The following is a 24,364-nucleotide window of genomic DNA, read 5'->3' as shown; positions in this document are numbered from 1 at the left end:
ACCCGACCATCCCCGCCTCAGCCAGACTGACCGCGGGGATGCGTCGCGGATGCGTTGAACCAAAACGGATGAAAGCAGTGAAGGTTGGCAGCCTGTCGTGACATACTCTGCCTGCAGGCTGCAAGACCTTCAACACGCGGATACAGAACAAACGGAGCGCAACAGATGAGTCAAGTCGAAGTAAAAGTCCCGGACATCGGCGATTTCAAGGAAGTCGAAGTCATTGAGGTGATGGTCAAGGTAGGCGACACGATCAAGGTCGACCAGTCGCTGATTACCGTCGAATCCGACAAGGCCAGCATGGAGATCCCCTCCAGCCAGGCCGGCGTGGTCAAGGAAATCAAGGTCAAGGTCGGCGACAAGGTCGCCGAAGGCTCGCTGCTGCTGATCGTCGAGGGCGCCGGCGCTGCCGCCGCTGCGGCGCCGCAGGCCGCGGCCGCAGCTCCCGCCGCGGCACAGGCTTCGGCCCCCGCGCCGGCTCCTGCAGCCGCGCCCGCACCGGCCGCGGCAGGCGGTCTGGTTGAAATCGAAGTGCCCGACATCGGCGACTTCAAGGAAGTCGAAGTCATCGAACTGATGGTCAAGGTGGGCGACACCGTCAAGGCCGAGCAATCGCTGCTGACCGTCGAGTCCGACAAGGCCAGCATGGAAATCCCGTCCAGCCACGCCGGCGTGATCAAGGCGCTGAAGGTCAAGCTGGGCGACAAGGTCGCCAAGGGCAGCATCATCGCCACACTGGAAACCACCGGCGGCGCGCCGGCCGCGGCCGCTCCGGCGGCAGCGCCCGCGCCTGCCGCTGCGGCCCCCGCACCGGCGGCAGCTCCGGCCGCGGCTGCGGCAGCCGCGCCGGTGGCGGCGATCGCCACCGCATCGGCCACCAGCAGCGGCGGCAAGGCCCACGCCTCGCCGTCCGTGCGCAAATTCGCGCGCGAACTGGGTGTGGACCTGGCGCGCGTGCCGGCTACCGGTCCCAAGGGCCGCATCCAGCAAATCGACGTGCAGAACTTCGTCAAGGGCGTGATGGCCGGTTCGACCCAGGTCGCCGCGGCTCCCGGCAAGAACGGCAGCGGCGCCGGCCTGGACCTGCTGCCATGGCCGTCGCTGGATTTCTCCAAGTTCGGCGCCACCGAGCTGCAGCCGCTGTCGCGCATCAAGAAGATCAGCGGCCCCAACCTGCACCGCAACTGGGTGATGATCCCGCACGTCACGCAGTTCGACGAAGCCGACGTCACCGAGCTGGAAGAATTCCGCGTCTCTTCCAACGCCGCCTACGCCAAGGCCAAGTCGCCGGTCAAGCTGACCATGCTGGCGTTCGTGATCAAGGCCAGCGTTTCGGCGCTGAAGAAATTCCCGGCCTTCAACTCCTCGCTGGACGCCAAGGGCGAAAACCTGATCCTCAAGCAGTTCTACAACATCGGCTTCGCGGCGGACACGCCCAATGGCCTGGTGGTGCCGGTGATCAAGAACGCCGACCAGAAGAGCGTGAGCCAGATCGCCATCGAAATGGGCGAGCTGTCGGCCCAGGCGCGCGAAGGCAAGCTCAAGCCGGCCGACATGCAGGGCGCGACCTTCACCATCTCGTCGCTGGGCGGCATCGGCGGCACCGCCTTTACGCCCATCATCAACGCGCCGGAAGTGGCGATCCTGGGCCTGTCCAAGTCGGTCACCAAGCCGGTGTGGGACGGCAAGCAGTTCGTGCCGCGCCTGATGATGCCGACTTCGCTGTCGTACGACCACCGCGTCATCGACGGCGCAATGGGCGCACGCTTCTCGGCCTACCTGGCCGACGTGCTGAGCGACCTGCGCAAGTCCTTGCTCTAATCAAGTCGATGCGCCGCCCCAGCGGCGGCGCGCAGCGAAACAGAACATAACGGAGCCAAGACAATGAGTCTCTCTGAAGTCAAGGTCCCCGATATCGGGGACTTCAAGGAAGTCGAAGTCATCGAAGTGATGGTCAAGGTCGGCGACACGATCAAGGTCGAGCAGTCGCTGGTCACCGTCGAGTCCGACAAGGCCAGCATGGAAATCCCGTCGTCGACGGCGGGTGTGGTCAAGGAAGTCAAGGTCAAGGTCGGCGACAAGGTCGCCGAAGGTTCGGTGTTGCTGATGGTGGAAGCTTCCGGCGCTGCCGCGGCGCCCGCACCCGCAGCCGCTCCGGCGCCTGCCGCTGCTCCGGCAGCAGCCCCGGCCGCTCCCGCGACCGCACCGGCGGCCGCCAGCTTCGGCGGCAGCGCCGACGTCCAGTGCGACGTAATGGTGCTGGGCGGCGGTCCCGGCGGCTACTCGGCGGCGTTCCGCGCGGCCGACCTGGGCCTGAACACCGTGATCGTCGAGCGCGACGCCACCCTGGGCGGCGTCTGCCTGAACGTCGGTTGCATCCCGTCCAAGGCGCTGCTGCACGTGGCCGCCGTGATCGACGAAACCGCGGCGATGGCCTCGCACGGCGTGACGTTCGCCAAGCCGGAAATCGACATCGACAAGCTGCGTGGCTACAAGGAAAAGGTCATCGGCAACATGACCGGCGGCCTGGCCGGCATGGCCAAGGCGCGCAAGGTTAACGTGGTGCGCGGTGAAGGCCAGTTCGCCGGCCCCAACCATATCGAAGTCACCGCCGGCGACGGCAGCAAGCAGGTGGTGCAGTTCAAGCACGCCATCATCGCCGCCGGTTCTTCCGTGGTGAACCTGCCGTTCGTGCCGCAGGACCCGCGCATCGTCGACTCCACCGGCGCGCTGGAACTGCGCCAGGTGCCCAAGCGCATGCTGGTCATCGGCGGCGGCATCATCGGCCTGGAAATGGCGACCGTGTACTCCACGCTGGGCGCGCGTATCGACGTGGTCGAGATGATGGACGGCCTGATGCAAGGCGCCGACCGCGACATGGTCAAGGTCTGGCAGAAGTTCAACGAGAAGCGCTTCGACAACATCATGGTCAAGACCAAGACCGTGGCGGTGGAAGCGTTGAAGGAAGGCATCAAGGTCACCTTCGAGGCCGCCGAAGCCGGCGCCAAGGCGCCCGAGCCGCAACTGTACGACCTGGTGCTGGTGGCCGTGGGCCGCAGCCCCAACGGCAAGAAGATCTCGGCCGACAAGGCCGGCGTGATCGTCGGCGACCGCGGCTTCATCCCGGTCGACAAGCAGATGCGCACCAACGTGCCGCACATCTTCGCCATCGGCGACCTGGTGGGCCAGCCGATGCTGGCGCACAAGGCGGTGCATGAAGGCCACGTCGCCGCTGAGGTGATCGCCGGCGAGAAGAGCTTCTTCGACGCCAGCGTGATCCCGTCGGTGGCCTACACCGATCCGGAAGTGGCATGGGTCGGCATCACCGAAGACGAAGCCAAGGCCAAGGGCATCAAGATCGAAAAGGGCCACTTCCCGTGGGCCGCTTCCGGTCGAGCCGTGGCCAACGGCCGCGCCGAGGGCTTCACCAAGCTGCTGTTCGATGCCGAGACGCATCGCGTGATCGGCGGCGGCATCGTCGGCACGCACGCCGGCGACATGATCGGCGAAGTGGCGCTGGCCATCGAGATGGGCGCCGACGCGGTCGACATCGGCAAGACCATCCACCCGCACCCGACGCTGGGCGAATCGCTCGGCATGGCGGCGGAAGTGGCGGAAGGGCATTGCACCGACTTGCCGCCGCAGCGCAAGAAGTAACAGCGCTTTGCTGCAGCAGAAAAAACGCCCGGCCATGCCGGGCGTTTTTCATTTTGCCGTTTGCCTCGTCAGCCGTTGAGCATCTTCATGACGGCCTCGGTATACCGCGCGCCCGCGGCCGCTCCCGGCGGGAACAAGGCATCCAGCTGCTGCAAGTCCTGCTGGCTCAGCGTCACGCCGATAGCGCCGGCATTCTCTTCCAGATAGCGGATGCGCTTGGTGCCGGGGATCGGCACGATGTGCGGGTCCTGCGCCATCACCCAGGCCAGCGCGAATTGGCCGGGCGTGCAGCCGTGCTCTTGCGCCAGTTGCTTCACCTTGTCCACCAGCGCCATGTTCCTGGCGAAATTCTCGCCCTGGAAACGCGGGTTGGTACGGCGGAAGTCGTCTTCGGCCAGGTCCTCGAACTTGGTGATGGCCCCGGTCAGGAAGCCGCGTCCCAAGGGACTGTAAGCGACGAAACCGATGCCCAGCCTGCGGCAGGTGGCCAGCGCATCCTGTTCCGGATCGCGTGTCCACAGCGAGTATTCGCTCTGCAAGGCGGTGACCGGATGCACCCGGTGCGCGCGTTCGATGGTGGCCGACGAGGCTTCGGACAAGCCGATGTAGCGGATCTTGCCGGCCTTCACCAGATCGGACAGCACACCCATGCTGTCCTCGATCGGGGTGTTGGGATCGATGCGGTGCTGGTAGTAGAGGTCGATGGTCTCCACGCCCAGGCGCTTGAGGCTGCCTTCGATCGCCTGCCGGATGTAGGCCGGGCTGCCGTTGAGGCCGCGCACCGAGGCATCGTTGGGATCGCGCACGAAGCCGAACTTGGTGGCGATGAAGAACTTGTCGCGGCGGCCCTTGATGGCGCGGCCGACCAGTTCTTCATTGGTGTATGGGCCGTACATGTCGGCCGTGTCGAGCAGGTTCACGCCCAGCTCCAGCGCGCGGTCGATGGTGGACAGGGACTGGGCGTCGTCGCGATTGGATGTGTAGAAATCGCTCATGCCCATGCAGCCCAGGCCGATGGCGGACACCAGCGGGCCGTCGGGACCCAGGCGGCGGGTGCCGACGGTCGATCCGGATGGGAGGGGGAGGGAAGTCACTTGCGCTGTCATGTTGCCGTCCTTTCTTGATGGGCGCTGGCAGGCTGCGCGGCGGGGGCTGCATCGTTGCGATCGGCTGTACGACGGCCGGCCTGGGCGGCGGCTTCTTTTTCGATTTCGCCGTACAGGTCGATCTTCCAGTGCAGCACGGCCAGGTTGCTTTGCAGTTCGGCCAGCGTGTGTTGTACGGAAAGCGTATGGGCTTGCAGGATCGCTTTCCGCTCCGCGACACTTTCCAATGTATTGCCCTGGCGCCGCAACTCGGCATAACGCAGCATCCCGCGCACCGGCAGACCGGTGCTCTTGAGCTTGAGCAGGAAGCCGATCCAGTCCAGGTCTTCCTGCGTATAGCGCCGGTGCGTGTTGTCGCGCCGTTCGACCGGGTCGAGCAGGCCGATGCGCTCGTAATAGCGCAGCGTATGCACGGAAAGTCCGGTAGCGGCGGCAGCCTGGGCAATGGTCATGGAAGTTGTCATGGGAGGCAGTCTATTTGTTGGAGCGCGCTCTAAGTCAAGCGTCGTTTTGCCATTATCGGCAACTTGGCGCCGGCTTGCTGGCGGCCGCATTTTATTGCCACCCTGCCATGCTGCCGTACGCGGCATGTCCACGTATCCACGTACAATGCGCGCTGCCGCCACAACCCAGCCGTCCGGAGGAAGCATGATGAATAACCACGCCGCAACCCAACTTTTGCTCGATGCCCGCGCCAGCGGGGCCTTGCTGGACTGGCGCCGGCTGGCGGTGGGGGACGCCGCCACCGCCTATGCGGTGCAGGATGCCCAGCTTGCGCGCCTGGGGCCGGTGGGCGGCTGGAAGGTCGGCAGCAAAGGCGACGGCTCGGAACCGGCCTGTTCGCCGTTGCCGGCTTCCGGCCTGCTGGCGGCGGGCGCCGAATTGTCCGGCCCGCAGTGGCGGATACGCGGACTGGAAGCGGAACTGGCGTTGCGCGTCGGGCGCGACTACGACCCGGGGGACGCCTTGCCGTCGCGCGAAGAATTGCTTGAGGTGTTCGACGCCGTGCTGCCGGCCATCGAAGTGGTGGAAACCCGGCTGGGCCAGCCGCCTTGCGGCAACCCTTGGGCCGCGATGGCCGATTTGCAAAGCCACGGCGCGCTGGTGCTTGGCACGCCGCTGCCGATGCCGGCGATCGCCCCCGACTTGCGCACCATTGGCGCCAGTCTGGCGCTGGATGGAAAGGAAGTTGCGCGCATGACCGGCGGCAATCCCGCCGGTGACCTGTGGCCCATGCTGGCCTGGCTGGCGCGCCATTGCGCGCGGCGCGGCATGCCGTGGAAGAAGGGGCAGATCGTCACCACCGGCTCATGCACCGGCGTGCAATATGCGCGCCCCGGCATGAAGGTGGAAGCAGTGCTGGAAGGGATAGGCGCAGTGGCCTTCAGCTTCGGGGATTGAGGTTTTTCAGCTGCCGCTGCGGCGGTAGAGCGCCAGCGACCCGGCCAGCGCCAGCAGGATCGCGCCGCAAGTGCGGTCCATCCACAGCAGGGCGCGCCGGCGCAGCAGGCGGATGGCGCGCGCGCCGACCACGGCATAGACGAACATGATGGCGAAATCGATGGTGCAGAATATCGCGCACAAGGCCAGGTACTGCAAGGCCAGGGGCGCGCCGCTGTCGATGAATTGCGGCAGCAGGGCCGAGCAGAACAGGTAGCCCTTGGGGTTGGTCACCGCCACCAGGAACGATTTCATGAACACCTTGCGCGGGCCGGCCTGCGGATCGCCGGCCTCCACGGCAAGATCCATTCCGCCGGAGCGCAGCATGCGCAGGCCGATCCAGGCGAGGTAGGCCGCGCCTATCCACTTCACCACCGAGAACCAGAATTCCGAGGCCGCCAGCAGCGCGCCCAGGCCGACCGCCACCGATCCCACCAGCACGCAATCCGATGCCACCGCGCCGAGCATGCCCGGCAAGGCGCGCCGCACGCCCAGGCGCGCGCCGTTGGACAAGGCCAGCAAGACGGTCGGGCCGGGCGTGGCGATGGTGGCCAGCGCGACTAAAGAAAACAGGGCCAGCGTGGTGAGGCTGATGCTGTGGACGGACATCGGTGCTCCTTGGCAAAGCGGCAAGGCCGGCGGCCTTCATCCTTGCCGCGCATTATGGCATGGCCGTCTGCGGCCGTCGCATGCGCGCCATGCCTACCAGTTGTAGCGCGCCGTCGCCAGCACCGCGCGGCCGTTGCCGTAGATGCAGCGGGTGGTGTCGTAGCAGCCGGAAATATATTCCTTGTTGAGCAGGTTGCTGGCGGTCAGCGACAGGCGCCATTTGCTCAGGTCGTAGTGCAGTGCGGCGTCGAACACCGTGTAGCCCGGCACGTTCAGCGAGTTGTCCGCCGCGCCCGGCGAGTTGCCGACGTAGCGCACGCCGCCGCCGAAGCCCAGCCCGGAGAATTGTCCGCCGCGCAGCGTGTAGTCCAGCCACAGCGAGGCCAGGTGGCGCGGGCGCGGGATGTCGACCGGGGTCTTGTCCAGCGCGGTGGCGTCGTTGGTGCTGGTGTTCTTGACGTCCAGGTAGGTATAGCTGGCCACCGCCTTCAGGCTGCGGCCGATGTCGGCCACCGCTTCCAGTTCGAAGCCGCGCGAACGCACCTCGCTGGTCTGCACGCTGTGCGTGCCGGCCGGATCGCTGAGGTCGAGCGTGGTGACGTTTTGTTGTTTGATTTCGAATACCGACGCGGTGACCGAGGTCTTGCCGCTGGGCTGATATTTAACGCCGGCTTCCACCTGCTTGCCCTTGGTCGGTTTGAACGGGTTGTTGAAGCGGTCGGTGCCGAGCTCGGGCATGAATGAGGTCGAATAGCTCACGAACGGCGCCAGGCCGTTGCCAGCCAGGTAGACCAGGCCGATGCGGCCGGTGGTGGCGCTGTCCTTTTGCGAGGTGCCGGTATTGGCCACGAGGTCGTCGGTGCTGCTCTTGGCCCAGTCGCGGCGCAGGCCGGCGGTCAGCACCCAGCGCTCGCCGAACTTGGCCTGGTCCTGCGCGTACAGGCCGGTTTGTTCAAGGATGGACAGCGTGTTCTCGGGCGTGCCGCCGTTGAAGATCGACCAGTCGAAGGCGGTGTAGGTCGGATGGTAGAGGTTGAAGCTGGAAGTCAGCGCGTAGAGCTCCCAGTTGTTCTTGCGCTGGCGCTGGTAGTCGACGCCGGCCAGCGCGGTATGCGCCACGTCGCCGGTCTTGAATTTGGCCTGCACCTGGTTGTCCAGCGTGAAGCGACCGTAGTCCGGCCTGGCGATGCCGGCATAGCGCAGCATCGTGCTTTGGCTCGCGTCGGCGGCATCCAGGCCGACGCCGAAGGTCATGTAGTCCTGCAGCGTCAGATGGCTGTAGCGCAGGTTCTGGCGCACCGTCCAGGTGTCGTCGAAGCGATGCTCGAACAGGTAGCCGAGCGACCATTGTTCCTTCTCGTAGCGGTCGAAGTCGGGCGAGCCGGTGAACAGCGTGCTGGAGATGCGGCCGTTGGGATTGGGCAGGATGGTGCCGGACGCCGGCAGGAAATTGTCCGAGGAATTGGTGCGGTCGCGCAGGTAGGTCGCCTGCAGTGTGAGCGAGGTGTCGCTGGACGGCTTGATGGTCAGCGACGGCGCCAGCAGCAGGCGCTGGTCCTTGAACGGGCCGAACGGCAGCTTGCTGTCGCGCACCAGGCCGGTGAAGCGGTACAGCAGCTTGCCGTCCTCGTCGATGGCGCCGGAGAAGTCGCCGGCCAGTTGGCGTCGCGCGTGGCTGCCGAACTGGACTTCGATCTCGCGCAGCGGCGTGGCGGTGGGCAGCTTGGACACCATGTTGACGGTGCCGCCCGGCTGGCCCTGCCCGTACAGCACGGAAGCGGGGCCGCGCAGCACTTCGATGCGTTCCAGCAGGTAGGGATCGACGCGCCAGCTGGCGAGGTTGATGGTGGTCGGCAGCGCCAGGCCGTCGAGATAGATGTTGGGCTCGAAGCCGCGCACCACGGTGTACCAGTCCGAGCGCGTGCCGGTGCCGTAGCTGGAGACGCCGGCGCTGTAGCGCAGCGCCTCGTTGATGCTTTGCGCGCCCTGGGCTTCGTAGCGCTCGCGCGAGATGACGCTGATCGACTGCGGCGTTTCCAGCAGCGGGGTATCGGTCTTGGTGGCGCTGGCGGTGCGCGTGGCGACGTAGCCGTTGACCGGGCCCCAGGCGCTTTCCGGCGCTTGGCCGCTGACGGTCACGGTAGGCAGGGCAGCGTCGCCGCGTACGGCGTCCTCGGGTTGTACGGTATAGGTCTTGTCGGCTTGTTCGCGCACTGCCAGGCCGCTGCCGGAAAGCAGCCGTTCCAGTGCCTCGCGCGCAGTGTAGCTGCCCTTGAGCGCCGGCGCAGCATGCCGGCGCGCGGTTTCGCTGGCGAACAGGATCTGGATGCCGGTCTGGCGCGCCAGGGTGTTCAGGGCCTGGTCCAGCGGCTCGGCCGGGATGTCGACGTTGACCCTGGCGCTTTGCGCGTAGGAAGCGGCGGCCAGCAGCATGGCGGCGGCCACGGCGTTGAGCTTGAGCAGGCGGGGCGATGATGAGCCGGAACGGCGGGTAAGGCGTGACACGGAATCCTCCTTGAAATTGGTTTCAAGAAGTCAGCCGAATGGACGGGAAGTTTACCCAACCAAGAATAAGAATTATTTTTATTTGTCTTTTTCGATCCGCTTGCGCACCAGTACTTCACCTTGCTCGTTGCGCGTGAGCGTGACCGGCAGGATACCCGGCAGCAAATCCAGGATGGCATCGGCACGCGCCGTGTCGAATACGCCCGAGACCAGCAGCGAGGCCGCTTGCGGATCGGGGGCGGCGATGCGCGCGCGGGTGTAGCGCCGCAGTTCGGCCAGCGCATCGGCCAGCGGCGTGCGGTCGAATACCAGCTTGCCGTCCTTCCAGGCGGTGCGCGCGCCGGCATCGACCTGCGCCACCGGCGACAAGCCGGCGCCGGCGGACTCGACCTGTTGGTTCGCCGTCAGATAAGCAGGCTGCCCGGCCGAGGCGTCGTTCTCCACCCGCACTTTGCCGCGCAGTACGGTGACGCGCACCGATTGCGGCAGGCGCCAGACCTCGAACATGGTGCCCACCACCGTTACCCGGGTGTCGCCCGCGGCCACGCTGAACGGGCGCCAGCGCGCATGGCTGACGTCGAACAGCGCCTGGCCGCGTTCCAGCGTGACGCGGCGCGAGCGCAGGTGCCAGGCGACCTGCAATTCGGTACCGGTGTTCAGGGTGAGGGTGCTGCCATCGGCCAGCACGGCGGTCGCGCGTTCGCCGCCGGCGCTGGCCAGGCGGTCGGTGCGGTAGGCCGGGTCGGCCCACAGTACGGCGGCCGAGACGGCCGCCAGCGCGATGGCGGCGAGCGTTGCGGTCTTTTTCTTGCGCCGGCTGGGGCGTGCCGCAAGAGCGGGCAGCGGGAAGCGCTCTTGCAGCGCGGTGCGATGCCGCGCGATGGCGTTTTCGGCCTCGGAGGAGGCGATGTCGTCGTGCTCGATGCCCATCAGGTTCTTTCCGGCGACTGCAATTTGCCGCGGCAGGCGGCCATGCCGGCCTTCAGATGCTTCTCCACCATCTGCCGCGAAATGTTGAGGCGCTGTGCGACTTCGGCCTGCGGGATCTGGTGGATCTTGTGCATGACGAACACCTCGCGGCAGCGCGGAGGCAGATTCTCGATAACATCGACCAGCGCGTCAAGGTCTTGGTGCGCCGCCACCAGGTCTTCCTGGGTGGCGCTGCCGGCATCGTGTTCCGGCAACTCGGCCATCGGTTCTACCCAGGCGCGCCGGCCAGCCTCGACCCGGTAGCGGTCGATCGCCAGGTGGGTGGAAACGCGGCGCAAAAAGGCGAAAGGGGTATGGATCGCGGCCTTGGGCGGCTGCTCCAGCAATTGCACGCACACATCCTGCATCACATCGTGCGCGAACCCGCGGTCGCCGAAACGGCGGCGCAGGTGGTCGACCAGTTCATCGTAGTGATGCACCAGGGCCGAGATCAGCGAGGGCGAAGACGAATCGCGCGGCAAGATGGGTTTGAATGGAATCGATCAAATCATGAATTATAAATGATAATCATTAACAATAAAAATCCGGCCGTGAACGCATGCGACCGGATCGGATAGAGGAAGAAGGGATCAGGCGATTTCCTGCGCGATCAGCTTGCCCACCGCCGCATGCACGCCGCTGCGCCTGGCTTCGTCGGCATCGGTTTCGGTGAGGTAGACCGCGAACAACAGCGGCGCGCCTTTGGGCGTCCAGATCACGCCCACGGTGTTGGTGCTGCCGTGCGCGCCGGTGCCGGTCTTGTCGCCCACTTTCCAGCCTTGGGGCAATCCGGCCCGGACGCGCTTTCCACCGGTCTGGTTGTCCAGCAGCCATTGCGTAATCAGCGTGCGCGAGGCCGGATTGAGGGCGTTGCCCAGCACGATCTTGCGCAGGTCGTCCACCATGGCATCCGGTGTCGTCGTGTCGCGCGGATCGCCGGGAGTGGATTCGTTCAATGTGGGTTCGTTGCGGTCCAGCCGGGTCAGGCCGTCGCCCAGCGAGCGGATGAAGGAGGTCAGGCCGGCCGGGCCGCCAAGGCTTTCCAGCATCAGGTTGGCGGCGGTATTGTCGGAGAGCGTCATGGCCGCTTCGCAGAGCTGCGACATCGACAGGCCGTTGCCGCCGGCGTGCTTGCCGGTGGTGGGCGAATAGGGCACCAGGTCTTGCTTGCGGTAGACGATGCGACGTTCCAGGCGTTCGGCGCCCTGGTCGACGCGCTTCAGGACCGCCGCCGCGGCCAGGAACTTGAAGGTGCTGCACATCGGGAAGCATTCGTCGGCCCGATATCCCCAGCGGCGGCCTTGGGCGGTGTCCATGATGGCGACCCCGAGACGGCCGCCGACGCTGCTTTCCATCTTCGCCATCTTTTGGACGAATGTGTTCGATCCATCAGTTTTACTTGCGTTTTCTCCTTGCGTTGCCAAGGCTTTGGCGGCCCAGCCGCTGGCCGCCAGGCTGGCCAAAGTGAGGAAACTACGTCTGTTCAGCATGAATTCTCCTTGGTGTTGTGGCGAAGCGAGCCATGATGATAGGGAGTGGTGAAAACAGCCGCAATTCATGATAATTGGCATCTGGCATCAGAAAAACTTGGTCAAGGAGGAGTCATGTATCTACCGCTGAATGCGTTGCGCGCCTTCGAGGCCTCGGCCCGCCAGCTGAGTTTCACGCGCGCGGCCGATGAATTGAACGTCACCCAGACCGCAGTCAGCATGCAGGTCAAGAACCTGGAAGACCGCCTCGGCGTCGCGCTGTTTCGCCGCCTGCCGCGCGGCCTGGCGCTGACCGACGAAGGGCAGGCGCTGCTGCCGGTGCTGGCGGAATCATTCGGCCGTATCGGCACCGTGCTGGCGCAGTTCGAGAACGGCCGCAAGCGCGAAGTGCTGACGCTGGGCGTGGTCGGCACCTTCGCGGTCGGCTGGCTGATGCCGCGCCTGCGCGAATTCCAGCATACCTATCCCTTCGTCGACCTGCGGCTGCTGACCAACAACAACCGTGTCGACCTGGCCGGCGAAGGCCTGGATTACGCGATCCGGTTCGGCGATGGCGCGTGGCACGGGACCGATGCCGAACGTTTGTTCAGCGCGCCGCTGGCGCCGATGTGCGCGCCTGGGATCGCCGCCCGCCTGCGCCGTCCGGCCGACCTGGCAGGGGAAACCTTGTTGCGCTCCTACCGCAGCGACGAATGGAGCGAGTGGTTTGCAGCCGCAGGCGCGGCCTGCCCGCCGATACGCGGTTTCATCTTCGACTCTTCGCTGACCATGGCCGAGGCGGCTGCGCAGCAGGCCGGCGTGGCCTTGCTGCCGGTGCTGATGTTCGAGCGGGAATTGCAGCAGGGACGCCTGGTCTGCCCATTCGATACCTCAATCGGCGCCGGCGCCTATTGGCTCACGCGCCTGAAATCGAAACAGGAAACGCCGGCGATGCAGGCCTTCCGGCGCTGGCTGCTGGCCAATTCCGGCACGGCAAACGGGAAGTGATGGGTTCTTGCAACAATGGGACTGTTTTATGGAATCAGGGAATTTCCTGATGGACGGAGGCGCGGAGCGGGCATAGAATAAATTTTATAAATAATTTAGATGGAAAAGCGGAGCGGCGGGCGCAGCAATCCAGATATCGAGAAGGGGGATGCCATGAAATACTTCGCGAAGCTTTATCGCAAGCTGGTCGACTACCTGAACGACTCGGGCGACCTCACCACCGGTTCGCATCGCGGCCAGCCGCAATCCTTGAGCCTGTATTCCATCCTTTACCCGGTGGACCGGGACAACCGGCGCTAACGCTGCCGTATCCGGGGCCTTCTTTTTTTTCGTCGCGAGGCGTTCGCTTCGCCGATTTTCCCAATCACTCCTTTTGCACGATCCGCAGAACCTTCATGCGGCACGGGCAGGCATAGCCTGCTCGCAGTTTGAATACGGGCAAGCGCCAGCGCCGGCAGGGCTGGCCGGGGAAATGGATGGAATGCCATCGCCTTTTCCTCGGGGAAACTGGTATGACATCCTGCAGAGTTGCATTGTTTGTGCGAACATAGCAAGCTATGCGCAAGGGAGTTCGGCTCTTTTGCGTTGTTGTTTGTTGCCGCGCCAATAAATCAATAAGTTTCCTCCGAGCCTCGGTTCTGCCGCAGGCCACTGCTATACAAGGAGCTACGCATGCCCCAGCCCTGGAATGTAGCCGCGATCGCCGAGAAATTCGGTATTGCCGCTGCCGACCTCGCTATTGAAGTGATCCCCCATTCGGCCGATGGCGTCGAATACGAAAGCGTCCTCCTGTTCAACAAGGCCGCGCCTCCCACGACGGGCATACTGGCCGTCCCCAACTACTTCGGCATGCGCCAGCAGGCGCTGGAAATCGCCGCCGCCACCGTCGGCGCGGGGCATGCCGTGTTCGTGGCGGACGTGTTCGGCACGCATCTGCGCCCGGCCAATCCCGATGAAGCGGTAGCCGCCATCACCCCGCTCAAGAAAGACCGCGCCGAGCTGCGCAAGCGCATGAATGCCGCGCTGGAGGTTTTCCGCGGCCAGCAGAAAATCCGCATCGCCGCGGACAAGTTCGGCGCCTGCGGCTTCTGCTTCGGCGGCACCGCGGCATTGGAGCTGGCGCGTTCCGGCGCCGATGTGCGCGGCACCGTGTCGCTGCACGGCGCCCTGGATACGCCGGCGCCCGAGACCAGCAAGATCAGGGGCGCGGTGCTGGTGCTGCACGGCGTGCAGGACCCGTCGGTTCCGCGCGAGCGGGTCAACGGCTTCATCGATGAGATGAGCGCCGCCAACGTCGACTGGCAACTGGTCAACTACGGCCAGGCCGGACATTCATTCACCGATCCGGAGGCCAACGCCCCGGGTTTCTTTTATCACCGCCAGACCGCCGGGCGTGCCTCGGTGGCGCTGAAGAATTTCTTCGGCGAGCTGTTCGCTTAAAAGTATTGATGCCGAAGCCGGCCGCAGGACCTTAGCCGGCTTCCTTGCTTTTCCAGCCAGTTGTTTTCATGGATGTTCATGATGAATACAGCAAGCCGAGCGCACAGTTTTTCGCGCGGTGCCACGAGCGCCAATAAAACCACGCCGCAGTTCCGTCCTTACCGGCCGGCGCTGCGGCGCCACAAGAGGCAACTGCCATCGGCAGCCGCCGGGATCCGTTCGTCCCGGCGTTTGCCCATGGCGGAGTGCCCTGCACCTCTCTTCCCACTCAACCACAGTCCAAAGGATAGTCATGTCACAAGATAAAGAGCCCAGGCGGCGCTTTCTGCGTCAGGTACTGGCCATCGTCCCGGCAGCGAGCACGCTGGGCGGCGCCACCGCAGTCGCAGTCAGCCAGCCGGCCATCGCCGACAACTCCGAACCGGGCAAGCCGCGCGCTTATACCCCGACCTTCTTCAACGCGGCCGAATGGGCATTCATCAATGCCGCGGTCGACCACCTGATCCCTTCCGACCAGTACGGCGCCGGCGCGATCGAGACCGGCGTGCCCGAGTTCATCGACCGCCAGATGGAAACGCCCTACGGCGCCGGCAAGCTGTGGTACATGCAGGGCCCGTTCCATCCGGACAGCGTGCCCGAACTGGGCTACCAGCTCTCGCTGGTGCCGCGCGACATCTACCGCCAGGGCATCGCCGCCTGCAACGACTGGTGTACCAAGAACCTGGGCAAGGTGTTTGCCGAACTGGACAAGGCCAAGCAGCTCGAGGTCCTGAAACAGATGGAAGGCGGCAAGATCCAGTTCGAATCGGTGCCGGCCAAGACCTTCTTCGGCTTCATGCTGGGCAATACCAAGGAAGGCTATTTCGCCGATCCGATGTACGGCGGCAACCAGAAGATGGGGGGCTGGAAGATGGTCGGCTTCCCCGGCGCGCGCGCCGACTACCTGGACTGGGTCGACCAGTACAACGTGAAATATCCATACGGCCCCGTGTCGATTCTGGGAGAAAAGGGCTGATCATGGCTATCAAAAAAGACAAAGTAGATGTAGTGATGGTGGGCCTGGGCTGGACCGGTTCCATCATGGGGATGGAACTGACCGAAGCCGGCCTGAACGTGCTGGCGCTGGAACGCGGCGACATGCGCGACACCAATACCGACACGCCCTATCCGAAGGCGGTCGACGAGCTGAAGTACTCGGTGCGCGGCGCGCTGTTCCAGGATCTCTCGCGTGAAACCGTGACCATCCGCTACGGCGTGGCCGACGTCGCGGTGCCTTACCGCCAGCACGGTTCCTTCCTGCTGGGCGACGGCGTGGGCGGCGCGGGCTTCCACTGGAACGGCATGATGTACCGCAACCTGCCCGAAGAGCTGGAAATGCGCAGCCACCACGAGCAGAAGTACGGCAAGAAATTCATCCCGGAAGACATGACCATCCAGGATCACGGCGTCACCTACAAGGAACTGGAGCCGTTCTACGACTTCTCGGAAAAGGTGATGGCGGTGTCGGGCAAGGCCGGCAACCTCAAGGGCAAGATCGTCGAAGGCGGCAATCCGCTGGAAGGCGAGCGCAGCGACGAGTTCCCGACCAAGCCGCTGCAATACCAGTACAGCGCCTCGCTGGTCGAGAAGGCCATGCGCGAGGTCGGCTACCACCCGTACCCGACGCCCGCAGCCAACGCCTCCGAGCCGTTCACCAACCCCTACGGCGTGCGCATCGGCCCCTGCAACTACTGCGGCTTCTGTGAAAACTACGGCTGCTACATGTACTCCAAGGCTTCGCCGCAGACCACCATCCTGCCGGTGCTGCTGAAGCGCAAGAACTTCGAGCTGCGCACCAAGGCGCAGGTGATCAAGGTCAACCTGGATGCATCGGGCAAGCGCGCCACCGGCGTTACCTATATCGACGCCCAGGGCCGCGAAGTCGAGCAACCGGCCGACCTGGTGCTGCTGACCGCGTTCCAGACCCACAACGTGCGCCTGCTGCTGCTGTCGGGCATCGGCCAGCCGTACGATCCGGTCACCGGCGAAGGCGTGGTGGGCAAGAACTTCGCCTACCAGTACAACGGCGGCATCAACGTGATCATGCCCAAGGGCACCCAGTTCAACCCGTTCATCGGCACCGGCGCCGGCGGCGTCGGCATGGACGACCTCAACGCCGACCAGTTCGACCACGGCCCGCTGGGCTTCATCGGTGGCGCATCGATCCGCCACGTGCGCTACGGCGGCCGCCCGATCAAGCAGGCCGGCACCATGCCGGGCGAGAAGGTGCCCAACTGGGGTTCGGAATGGAAGGCCAGCGTGCAGGATGCCTACCAGCGCACGCTCACCATCGGCATCTCCGGTTCGGTGATGTCCTACCGCGATTGCTACCTGTCGCTCGATCCGACCTACAAGGACGCCAACGGCCAGCCGCTGCTGCGCCTGACGCTGAACTGGAAGGAAAACGAAGGCAAGATGCTGACCTACATCGCCGACCAGATGGAAAAGGTCGGCCAGGCGATGAATCCGGAGAAGGTGGTCAAGGCGGTGCGCAAGACCGGCTCCAACTGGGATACCCGCGTGTACCAGTCGACGCACCTGACCGGCGGCGCGATCATGGGCACCACGCCCAAGAACAGCGTGGTCAACAAGTACCTGCAAAGCTGGGACGTGCCCAACGTGTTCGTCTACGGCGCTTCGGCGTTCCCGCAGAACATGGGCTACAACCCGACCGGCCTGGTCACGGCGCTGGCGTACCACTCCGCCAAGGCGATCCGCGAGCAGTATCTGAAAAACCCCGGCCCGCTGGTGCAGGCATAAGGATAACGACCATGATCAAGAACCATTTCATCGCCGCTTGCGCGGCAATCATGGCGCTGTCCGCGGTAACGGCATTCGCCAAGGACACCGCGCCGGATCAGCAGTTGCTCCAGCGCGGCGAATATCTTGCGAAAGCGGGCGACTGCGTGGCCTGCCACACCGCCAAGGGCGGCAAGCCCTTCGCCGGCGGCCTGGCGATGCCTACGCCGATCGGCACCGTGTACTCGTCCAACATCACGCCCGACAAGGAACACGGCATCGGCAACTACAGCGAGGATGATTTCGACAAGGCCCTGCGCCATGGCATCCGCAAGGATGGCGCGTCGCTGTACCCGGCCATGCCGTATCCGTCCTACGCCAAGGTCAAGCCGGCCGACGTCAAGGCGCTGTACGCCTACTTCATGAACGGCGTGCAGGCCGATCCGACGCCCAATCGCGGCGTCGACATCGTCTGGCCGTTGTCGATGCGCTGGCCGCTGTCGATCTGGCGCAAGGTGTTCGCGCCGGCCGTTGCGGTTGACGGCGCCGACGACAACAGCCCGCTCGCGCGCGGCAAGTACCTGACCGAAGGGCTGGGGCACTGCGGCGCCTGCCACACGCCGCGCGGCATCGGCATGCAGGAGAAGGCGCTGACCGACGACAGCACGCAGTTCCTGTCGGGCGGCGTGGTCGAAGGCTACCTGGCCAACAACCTGCGCGGCGACGCGCGCGACGGCCTGGGCAACTGGAGCGAGCAGGATATCGCCATGTTCCTGAAGACCGGCCGCAACAGCCATTCCGCAGCCTTTGGCGGCATGGCCGACGTGGTCGCCAACAGCACCCAGCACATGACCGACGACGACTTGATGGCGATGGCCAAGTACCTCAAGTCGCTCAAGCCGGTCAAGGATGGGGTGCCGGCGCTGGCCTACGACGACAAGACGCACCAGGCGCTGCGCAAGGGCTCCGACCAGAGCCCGGGCGCGATGGGCTTCCTGAACAACTGCGCGGCCTGCCACCGCAGCAGCGGCAAGGGCTGGACGGAAACCTTCCCGACCCTGGCGCAGAGCGCGACGGTGAACGCCGAAAACCCGGCTTCGCTGATCAAGATCGTGCTGGCGGGCGGCGAGATGCCGTGGACCCACAAGGCGCCTACGCAGTTCGCGATGCCGGCCTTCGGCAGCCGCCTGTCGGACCAGGAAGTGGCCGAAATCGTCACTTTCATCCGCAGCAGCTGGGGCAACAACGCTCCGGCGGTGACGGCCGGCGATGTCGCCAAGGTGCGCAAGGAGCTGCCGAAGCAGGCGGCGGAGGCGAGCGGTACTGTCGCCAAGCAGTAAGGCGCGTTTTCCCGCGGGCGCTATGCCGCCTGCGGGAGTGCGACGAGGATGCGGCCTTTCCGAAAGGGGAGGCCGCATTTTTCATGGGCAGGAATAAGAGGCGCTGAACGACGCCAGGTCCTGACTTTCGCCAGGACGACGGGAGCGATAACTAAGCGTCGTCTCATATAACAACGTCGTCCCGGCGAAGGCCGGGATCCGGTGTCTTTCGCCGCAAAAAATGGCCACAAAAACAAAACCCCACGCCCTTGCGGACGTGGGGTTTTTCTTCGGATGAAGAGGGGAAGCGGATGCTACTCCTTCACCGCCCCCGTCATGCCCGACACGTAGTACTCCACGAAGAACGAGTACACCACCGCCACCGGCAGCGAGCCCAGCAATGCGCCCGCCATCAGCGCGCCCCAGTGGTAGACGTCGCCTTCCACCAGCTCGGTGACGATACCCACCGGCACCGTCTTCACTTCCGAGGAGGAGATGAAGGTCAGCGCGTAGATGAACTCGTTCCACGACAGCGTGAAGGCGAAGATGCCGGCCGAGATCAGGCCCGGCACCGCCAGCGGCAGGATGATCTTGACCAGGATCTCCCAGCGCGTGGCGCCGTCGATCAGCGCGCACTCTTCCAGCTCATACGGGATCGAGCGGAAGTAGCCCATCAGCAGCCAGGTGCAGAACGGGATCAGGAAGGTCGGATAGGTCAGGATCAGCGCCCAGCGCGTATCGAACAGGCCCAGCTTGAACACGATCGCCGCCAGCGGGATGAACAGGATCGAGGGCGGGATCAGGTAGGCCAGGAAGATGCCCAGGCCGACCTGCTTGGAGCCCTGGAAGCGCAGGCGTTCGATCGCATAGGCGGCGAACACGCTGGCCGCCAGCGAGGCGAAGGTCGACACTACCGAGACGATCACTGTGTTCAGCAGCCAGGCCGGGTACTGGGTATCGAACAGCAGCTTCTTGAAGTGCGCCAGGGTCGGCGCGATCACCCAGAACGGATTGCCGGTCTGGGACAGCAGTTCGTTATCCGGTTTGACCGCGGTGATCACCATCCAGTAGAACGGGAACAGCAGCACGAACAGGAAGATCAGCAGCGGGATGTAGATCGTCACCCAGCGGCGCGGGGTGGACTGCAGGTAGTCCATTCCCTGGGTTTCCATCTGGTCGTCTTTTTTCTTGGCCATTATTTGTCACCTCCTTGTTGCCAGCCGCGGCGTTGCAGGCCGAAGTACGAGAACATGATCGCTGCCAGCAGGAACGGGATCATGTAGGTTGCCAGCGCAGCGCCTTCGCCCAGCGCGCCGCCGGGGATCGCGCGCTGGAACGACAGCGTCGCCATCAGGTGCGTTGCGTTCAGCGGGCCGCCGCGGGTCAGCACGTAGATCAGCTGGAAGTCGGTGAAGGTGAACAGCACCGAGAAGGTCATCACCACCGCGATGATCGGGGTCAACAGCGGCAGCGTGACGTGGCGGAACTGCTGCCACGGCGTGGCGCCGTCGATGGCCGCCGCTTCATACAGCGAGGGCGAGATGGTCTGCAGGCCGGCCAGCAGCGAAATCGCCACGAACGGTATGCCGCGCCAGACGTTGGCGAACACGGTCGACCAGCGCGCGTTCCACGGGTCGCCGAGGAAGTCGATGTAGTGGTCGATCAGGCCCATCTTGGTCAGCGCCCAGCTGATAACGGAGAACTGCGCGTCGTACAGCCACCAGAAGGCCAGCGCCGAGAGGGCGGTGGGCACGATCCAGGGCAGCAGGACGATGGCGCGGAAGAAGGTCTTCAGCGGCACGTTCTTGTTGAGCAGGATGGCCAGCCACAGGCCCAGCGCGAACTTCAGGATGCTGGCGCTGACGGTGTAGAACACGGTGTTGAACAGCGACAGCTGCGCCAGCGAGTCGCCGAGCAGGAAGGAGTAGTTGTCCAGGCCGATGAAGTTGCCTTCGCCGCCGATCTTGGTATCGGTGAAGCCCAGCCACACGCCCAGTCCCAGCGGGTAGGTCAGGAACACCACCAGCAGGATCACGGCCGGGGCCATGAACAGCGTGCCCAGTACGTTACGGTTATTCAGGAAACGGGATAGCATAATTCGCCTCGGTTGAGTCGCCGCGCGGCAAGCCGCGCGGCGGACTGTTTTTCTTTGTGTCGCGGATGATCCGGATGAGGCCGGCAAGCCCTGACAACCTGCCCATTCGCCCTAGTTTTTCTAAGGGAACCGTCCGAGATCATCTCCGGCGCGAGCCGCGTACCGCGATGCGGCCCGCGCCGGGGTCATTGCATCAAGCCTTGTAGTAGCGCTTGGCGCGTTCCGCCGCGCGGTCGATGGCCTGCTGGACGGTCTTGGAACCGCTGGCCGCTTCGGCCACCATGTCCACCACCACATAGTCGGCCATGCAAGCCGCCGACGCCTGGCCCAGCGGGCCGTCGTGGCCGTGGTCCAGCATCAGCGATGCCGAATCGCGGTACACGGTGGCCTTCGGGTCCTCGGTCCAGATCGGGTTCTTTTCGTAGGCCTTGAGCGGCTGGCTGACATAGCCGATGGCCGCCTTCATCCACGGGTTGTACTGGTCCGGCTCGAGCATGAACTGGGTGAAAGCCTTGGCCGCGTTGGGATACTTGGTGTGCTTGAATACCATCATCTGGGTGACCTGCATCAGTTCGGTGGGTTTGCCCGCCGGACCGATGGGGAAGTGCGCGTGCAGGGTATCCTTGCCGATCTCCTGCAGCTTCGGATCGGGCGAGTTCTTGGCCGCGTAGTAGACCGAGATGCCGTTGGCGGTCAGGCTGATCTGGCCGTCCAGGTAGGCCTTGTTGTTGGACGGATCCTGCCACGACAGCGTGCCGGGCACGAAGGTCGCGTACAGTTGCTTGGCGTATTCCAGCGCCGCCTTGGTTTCAGGCGAGTTGATCGCGACCTTGCCGCTCTTGTCGACCAGCTTGCCGCCGTGCGACCACAGCAGCCAGTGCGCCCAGTTGTTGGCGTCGCCGACCGCCTTGCCCAGCGCGAAACCGGCCGGGGTGCCCTTGGCCTTGAGCGCCTGGCACAGCTTCAGGAAGCCGGCGGTGTCCTTGGGCATGGTGTCGAAACCGGCAGCCTTGATATGGCTTTCGCGGTAGACCAGCGCGTTGCCGATCACGCCCAGCGGCAGGGCGATCCACTTGCCGTCCTTGGTGCCGTACTTGCGGCAGACGTCGTACCAGCCGCCGTAGCGCTTGCCCAGCGAATCGGCCAGGTCGGTCATGTCGATCAGCTTGGTCGGGTATTGCTGCGGGTCGTCGAACCAGCCCAGCACGATGTCCGGGCCGCTGCCCACGTTGGCGGCGACGGCCGCCTTCGGGCGCACGTCTTCCCAGCCTTCGTTGTCGACCCGCACGGCCACGCCGGTCAGTTCGGTGAATTTCTTGACGTTGGCGTTCCACAGGTCTTCATCGCCCTGGACGAAACGCTTCCAGCGCAGCACGCGCAGGGAAGCGCCTTGTTCGATCGGGTACTTGATGCTGTCGGCCGCGGCTGCCCCCGCCGGCGCGGCAAAGGCATTCATGCCCATGCCCGATGCGGCTGCCGCGGCGGCGCTGCTTACCAGGAAATCGCGTCTTGTCAGCTTGCTCATGTCTCCTACTCCTTCGGTTGAAAGTGGAATGGACCGCTTGTGCGGATTTCTCTTGTTGCTGCAGGTGCTTCTTCTTGTTGCCTAGTAACTGCGATGCCGGGCGCATGGCCCGGCGCGAAAAGCATGAATCAGGCGCGCGCCAGCGTCTTGCCGGACTCGGCGTCGAACAGGTGCGTGCGGGTATGGTCCGGCACCAGGTGGATGGTGTCGCCGGCGCCGAAGTTGTGGCGTTCACGGAAGATCGAGGTCAGGCTGGTGTCGCAGAAGCGGGTGTAGACCTCGGTGTCGGCGCCGGTCGGCTCGACCACGATGACCTTGGTGGCGATGCCGTCGCCGGCCGCGCCGATGGAGAGGTGCTCGGGACGTACGCCATAGACCACGCGCTGGCCCTCGCTGCCCTGGAGCTGGCGGCCGTAGGGCGCCGGCAGGCGGGTGCCGTCGGAGAATTCAACCTCGGCGCGGTCGGCCGACAGGCGCAGCGTGCCGGGGATGAAGTTCATCGCCGGCGAGCCGATGAAGCCGGCCACGAACTGGTTGGAAGGGTGGTCGTACAGTTCCAGCGGACGGCCGCGCTGCTCCACCAGGCCGTCGCGCATGACGACGATCTGGTCGGCCATGGTCATCGCCTCGATCTGGTCGTGGGTGACGTAGACCGAAGTGGTCTTGAGGCGCTGGTGCAGTTCCTTGATCTCGGTGCGCATCTGCACGCGCAGCTTGGCGTCCAGGTTGGACAGCGGTTCGTCGAACAGGAACACCTGCGGATCGCGCACGATGGCGCGGCCCATCGCCACGCGCTGGCGCTGGCCGCCGGAGAGCTGGCGCGGATAGCGGTCCAGCAGCTGGTTCAGGCCGAGGATGTCGGCGGCTTTCTTGACGCGCTCCTCGATGAAGGACTTTTCCTTCCGGGCCAGCGCCAGCGAAAACGCCATGTTGTCGCGCACCGTCATGTGCGGGTAGAGCGCATAGTTCTGGAACACCATCGCGATGTCGCGGTCCTTGGGCTGCACGTTGTTGACGACCGTGCCGCCGATCAGGATCTCGCCGCCGCTGATTTCCTCCAGCCCCGCCAGCATGCGCAGCAGGGTGGACTTGCCGCAGCCGGACGGGCCGACCAGCACGGCGAACTGGCCGTCTTCGATGTCGATGTCGACGCCACGGATGATCTGGGTGCTGCCGAACTGTTTCTTGACAGCGCGAATCTGTACTGATGCCATGCAATTGCTCCTCGTGTGTATCCTGGTTTTCGGCGCTCGGGTGTTCTGGTGAGAATGCCCGGGGCGACTTTCTTCTATTCTTGGAAATGCCGGCCGGTATGCCATCTTGCCTGTGGCGGCATGCGGGGATCTGAAGCGTCCCCTTTACACTCGCGCCGGCGGCGGTGCCTTGCCGCCGGCGTTTTTGGCGATCTCCCGCGCCTGACGTGCCTGATGCGCGGGAGTTGTCCCTTGCTACTTTTTGTTGTCTTTTTTGCCTTCGACGACCACATAGGATGGCCGTCCGGTACGGTCCCAGTCGATCAGGTTCTGGGCTGCCTTGCGGCGCAGTTCGCGCGCGGCGACGTCGGAGTAGAACGCCGCGTGCGGCGACAATAGCACACGCTTGTGCTGGACGATAGCCGCGGCGGTCTGCGGCGGCTCCACCGGCAGCACGTCCAGCGCCGCGCCCTTGAGCTGGTTCGAATCGAGCGCCGCCAGCAGGTCGTCGATGTTGACCAGGCCGCCGCGCGCCGTGTTGACCAGGTAGCTGTGCGGCTTGAGCAGCTTCAGCACCGAGGCGTCGATCATGCCGCGGGTCTCGTCGTTGAGCGGCGTATGCAGCGAGACCACGTCGGCTTGCCTGAACAGGTCTTCGCGGCCCACGCGTTCGACGTAGGCGGGGAAGTCGCCGTCGATGATGTGCGGGTCGTAGGCGATCACGCGCTTGAACACGTTGCGGCTGATGTGCGCCATGCGCTTGCCGATGCGGCCCAGGCCGACGATGCCCAGCGTCATTTCGGATGCGCGCGGGATGATGCCGGCGGTGGTGTAGTGCCACTCGCCGGCCTTCACGGCACGGTCGTAGACGGTGATGTTGCGGATCAAATCCAGCGCCATGGCCAGCGCGTGCGTGGCGACTTCGCCCACGCCGTAGTCGGGCGAGTTGCCGACCCACACGCCGTACTTGGCGGCGTCTTCGGTATTGATGGTGTCGAAGCCGGCGCCGTAGCGGCTGGCGATGCGGATTTCAGGGCGCGCCGCGAATACCTTGGCGTTGACCGGCGCATATTGCACCAGCAGGCCCTGGCATCCTTCGGAGGCGGCGATGACTTCCTCCTCGGTGCGGCATTGCGCGGTTACCACCTCGACGCCGGCAGCCTTGTACAGCGCCAGCTCCAGGTCGACGTCGGGGAAATCGTAGTCGGTGATCAGTACTTTCATTGCTTCGTCTCCATGATGGCTGTCTCG

21 protein-coding genes are annotated in these 24,364 nt (G+C 64.8%); 9 read left to right on the top strand and 12 right to left on the bottom strand.

Translation table 11 applies throughout. From position 1 onward, the window contains the following. The first annotated feature begins 165 nt into the window (after positions 1-165). A complete protein-coding gene (gene aceF / locus J7548_RS13140; RefSeq protein WP_290975057.1) occupies positions 166-1,821 on the top strand; it encodes a dihydrolipoyllysine-residue acetyltransferase in 1,656 nt (551 codons plus the stop codon). Positions 1,822-1,884: 63 nt separating this feature from the next. Next, complete coding sequence (lpdA, locus tag J7548_RS13135; protein WP_290975056.1) at positions 1,885-3,657, top strand: dihydrolipoyl dehydrogenase; 1,773 nt, start codon at positions 1,885-1,887, stop codon at positions 3,655-3,657. A gap of 68 nt (positions 3,658-3,725) precedes the next feature. Here lpdA and J7548_RS13130 read toward each other — a convergent pair whose 3' ends face one another. Next, entirely contained in the window at positions 3,726-4,763 is a 1,038-nt protein-coding gene (locus J7548_RS13130; protein WP_290975055.1) for an aldo/keto reductase, read from the bottom strand. Beyond that, positions 4,760-5,227, bottom strand: coding sequence for a MerR family transcriptional regulator (locus J7548_RS13125; RefSeq protein ID WP_290975054.1), 468 nt, complete (start codon positions 5,225-5,227; stop codon positions 4,760-4,762). The genes J7548_RS13130 and J7548_RS13125 overlap by 4 nt, the downstream gene beginning before the upstream one ends. A 184-nt stretch (positions 5,228-5,411) precedes the next feature. Between J7548_RS13125 and J7548_RS13120 the strand changes: the two genes are divergently transcribed. Then, complete coding sequence (locus tag J7548_RS13120) at positions 5,412-6,164, top strand: fumarylacetoacetate hydrolase family protein (RefSeq protein ID WP_290975053.1); 753 nt, start codon at positions 5,412-5,414, stop codon at positions 6,162-6,164. 6 nt (positions 6,165-6,170) lie between these two features. Here J7548_RS13120 and J7548_RS13115 read toward each other — a convergent pair whose 3' ends face one another. The 5 genes from J7548_RS13115 to bla form a co-directional block, all read right to left on the bottom strand. Beyond that, a complete protein-coding gene (locus J7548_RS13115; RefSeq protein WP_290975165.1) occupies positions 6,171-6,797 on the bottom strand; it encodes a LysE family translocator in 627 nt (208 codons plus the stop codon). 108 nt (positions 6,798-6,905) lie between these two features. After that, positions 6,906-9,317, bottom strand: coding sequence for a TonB-dependent siderophore receptor (locus tag J7548_RS13110; RefSeq protein WP_366005427.1), 2,412 nt, complete (start codon positions 9,315-9,317; stop codon positions 6,906-6,908). 78 nt (positions 9,318-9,395) lie between these two features. Then, the gene (locus J7548_RS13105; protein WP_290975052.1) at positions 9,396-10,247 is read right to left on the bottom strand and encodes a FecR domain-containing protein; all 852 of its coding nucleotides are present in this window, start codon (positions 10,245-10,247) and stop codon (positions 9,396-9,398) included. Further along, positions 10,247-10,768, bottom strand: coding sequence for an RNA polymerase sigma factor (locus tag J7548_RS13100; protein WP_290975051.1), 522 nt, complete (start codon positions 10,766-10,768; stop codon positions 10,247-10,249). The genes J7548_RS13105 and J7548_RS13100 overlap by 1 nt, the downstream gene beginning before the upstream one ends. Positions 10,769-10,876: 108 nt before the next feature. Then, on the bottom strand, positions 10,877-11,776 hold the full coding sequence (gene bla, locus J7548_RS13095; protein ID WP_290975050.1) for a class A beta-lactamase: 900 nt from the start codon (positions 11,774-11,776) through the stop codon (positions 10,877-10,879). 114 nt (positions 11,777-11,890) lie between these two features. Between bla and J7548_RS13090 the strand changes: the two genes are divergently transcribed. The 6 genes from J7548_RS13090 (at position 11,891) to J7548_RS13065 (ending at position 18,321) form a co-directional block, all read left to right on the top strand. Beyond that, the gene (locus tag J7548_RS13090) at positions 11,891-12,763 is read left to right on the top strand and encodes a LysR family transcriptional regulator (protein WP_290975049.1); all 873 of its coding nucleotides are present in this window, start codon (positions 11,891-11,893) and stop codon (positions 12,761-12,763) included. Between the two features lie 153 nt (positions 12,764-12,916). Beyond that, entirely contained in the window at positions 12,917-13,063 is a 147-nt protein-coding gene (locus J7548_RS13085) for a hypothetical protein (protein ID WP_290975048.1), read from the top strand. Positions 13,064-13,435: 372 nt separating this feature from the next. Further along, positions 13,436-14,203 (top strand): dienelactone hydrolase family protein, encoded by a 768-nt coding sequence (locus J7548_RS13080; RefSeq protein WP_290975047.1) that lies wholly within the window; start codon positions 13,436-13,438, stop codon positions 14,201-14,203. 292 nt (positions 14,204-14,495) lie between these two features. Beyond that, positions 14,496-15,218: a gluconate 2-dehydrogenase subunit 3 family protein gene (locus J7548_RS13075; RefSeq protein WP_290975046.1), complete on the top strand. Its 723-nt coding sequence runs from the start codon at positions 14,496-14,498 to the stop codon at positions 15,216-15,218. 2 nt (positions 15,219-15,220) lie between these two features. Next, the gene (locus J7548_RS13070) at positions 15,221-17,002 is read left to right on the top strand and encodes a GMC family oxidoreductase (protein WP_290975045.1); all 1,782 of its coding nucleotides are present in this window, start codon (positions 15,221-15,223) and stop codon (positions 17,000-17,002) included. Positions 17,003-17,013: 11 nt separating this feature from the next. Next, the gene (locus tag J7548_RS13065) at positions 17,014-18,321 is read left to right on the top strand and encodes a cytochrome c (RefSeq protein WP_290975044.1); all 1,308 of its coding nucleotides are present in this window, start codon (positions 17,014-17,016) and stop codon (positions 18,319-18,321) included. Between the two features lie 293 nt (positions 18,322-18,614). On the opposite strand, the gene J7548_RS13060 is transcribed toward J7548_RS13065, so the two are convergent. From J7548_RS13060 to J7548_RS13040, 5 genes are all read right to left on the bottom strand, one after another. After that, positions 18,615-19,496: a carbohydrate ABC transporter permease gene (locus J7548_RS13060; protein ID WP_290975043.1), complete on the bottom strand. Its 882-nt coding sequence runs from the start codon at positions 19,494-19,496 to the stop codon at positions 18,615-18,617. Further along, positions 19,496-20,395, bottom strand: coding sequence for a sugar ABC transporter permease (locus J7548_RS13055; RefSeq protein ID WP_290975042.1), 900 nt, complete (start codon positions 20,393-20,395; stop codon positions 19,496-19,498). The genes J7548_RS13060 and J7548_RS13055 overlap by 1 nt, the downstream gene beginning before the upstream one ends. 193 nt (positions 20,396-20,588) lie before the next feature. Then, positions 20,589-21,920, bottom strand: a complete 1,332-nt coding sequence (locus J7548_RS13050; RefSeq protein ID WP_290975041.1) for an extracellular solute-binding protein — start codon at positions 21,918-21,920, stop codon at positions 20,589-20,591. A gap of 128 nt (positions 21,921-22,048) precedes the next feature. Further along, the gene (ugpC, locus tag J7548_RS13045) at positions 22,049-23,134 is read right to left on the bottom strand and encodes a sn-glycerol-3-phosphate ABC transporter ATP-binding protein UgpC (protein ID WP_290975040.1); all 1,086 of its coding nucleotides are present in this window, start codon (positions 23,132-23,134) and stop codon (positions 22,049-22,051) included. A gap of 234 nt (positions 23,135-23,368) precedes the next feature. Then, positions 23,369-24,337 carry a C-terminal binding protein gene (locus J7548_RS13040; RefSeq protein WP_290975039.1) on the bottom strand — a complete coding sequence of 323 codons (969 nt, stop codon included), beginning with the start codon at positions 24,335-24,337 and terminating at the stop codon, positions 23,369-23,371. Between the last annotated feature and the right edge of the window lie 27 nt (positions 24,338-24,364).

The organism is Herbaspirillum sp. (assembly GCF_017744395.1).
Classification (GTDB): Bacteria; Pseudomonadota; Gammaproteobacteria; order Burkholderiales; family Burkholderiaceae_D; genus Herbaspirillum.
This window is presented reverse-complemented; position numbering and strand designations above follow the sequence as displayed.

Coding starts and splice junctions, on each gene's coding strand:
- aceF (WP_290975057.1), top strand. CDS start 166: ATGAGTCAAGTCGAAGTAAAAGTCCCGGACATCGGCGATTTCAAGGAA.
- lpdA (WP_290975056.1), top strand. CDS start 1,885: ATGAGTCTCTCTGAAGTCAAGGTCCCCGATATCGGGGACTTCAAGGAA.
- J7548_RS13130 (WP_290975055.1), bottom strand. CDS start 4,763: ATGACAGCGCAAGTGACTTCCCTCCCCCTCCCATCCGGATCGACCGTC.
- J7548_RS13125 (WP_290975054.1), bottom strand. CDS start 5,227: ATGACAACTTCCATGACCATTGCCCAGGCTGCCGCCGCTACCGGACTT.
- J7548_RS13120 (WP_290975053.1), top strand. CDS start 5,412: ATGATGAATAACCACGCCGCAACCCAACTTTTGCTCGATGCCCGCGCC.
- J7548_RS13105 (WP_290975052.1), bottom strand. CDS start 10,247: ATGGGCATCGAGCACGACGACATCGCCTCCTCCGAGGCCGAAAACGCC.
- bla (WP_290975050.1), bottom strand. CDS start 11,776: ATGCTGAACAGACGTAGTTTCCTCACTTTGGCCAGCCTGGCGGCCAGC.
- J7548_RS13090 (WP_290975049.1), top strand. CDS start 11,891: ATGTATCTACCGCTGAATGCGTTGCGCGCCTTCGAGGCCTCGGCCCGC.
- J7548_RS13085 (WP_290975048.1), top strand. CDS start 12,917: ATGAAATACTTCGCGAAGCTTTATCGCAAGCTGGTCGACTACCTGAAC.
- J7548_RS13080 (WP_290975047.1), top strand. CDS start 13,436: ATGCCCCAGCCCTGGAATGTAGCCGCGATCGCCGAGAAATTCGGTATT.
- J7548_RS13075 (WP_290975046.1), top strand. CDS start 14,496: ATGTCACAAGATAAAGAGCCCAGGCGGCGCTTTCTGCGTCAGGTACTG.
- J7548_RS13070 (WP_290975045.1), top strand. CDS start 15,221: ATGGCTATCAAAAAAGACAAAGTAGATGTAGTGATGGTGGGCCTGGGC.
- J7548_RS13065 (WP_290975044.1), top strand. CDS start 17,014: ATGATCAAGAACCATTTCATCGCCGCTTGCGCGGCAATCATGGCGCTG.
- J7548_RS13060 (WP_290975043.1), bottom strand. CDS start 19,496: ATGGCCAAGAAAAAAGACGACCAGATGGAAACCCAGGGAATGGACTAC.
- J7548_RS13055 (WP_290975042.1), bottom strand. CDS start 20,395: ATGCTATCCCGTTTCCTGAATAACCGTAACGTACTGGGCACGCTGTTC.
- J7548_RS13050 (WP_290975041.1), bottom strand. CDS start 21,920: ATGAGCAAGCTGACAAGACGCGATTTCCTGGTAAGCAGCGCCGCCGCG.
- ugpC (WP_290975040.1), bottom strand. CDS start 23,134: ATGGCATCAGTACAGATTCGCGCTGTCAAGAAACAGTTCGGCAGCACC.
- J7548_RS13040 (WP_290975039.1), bottom strand. CDS start 24,337: ATGAAAGTACTGATCACCGACTACGATTTCCCCGACGTCGACCTGGAG.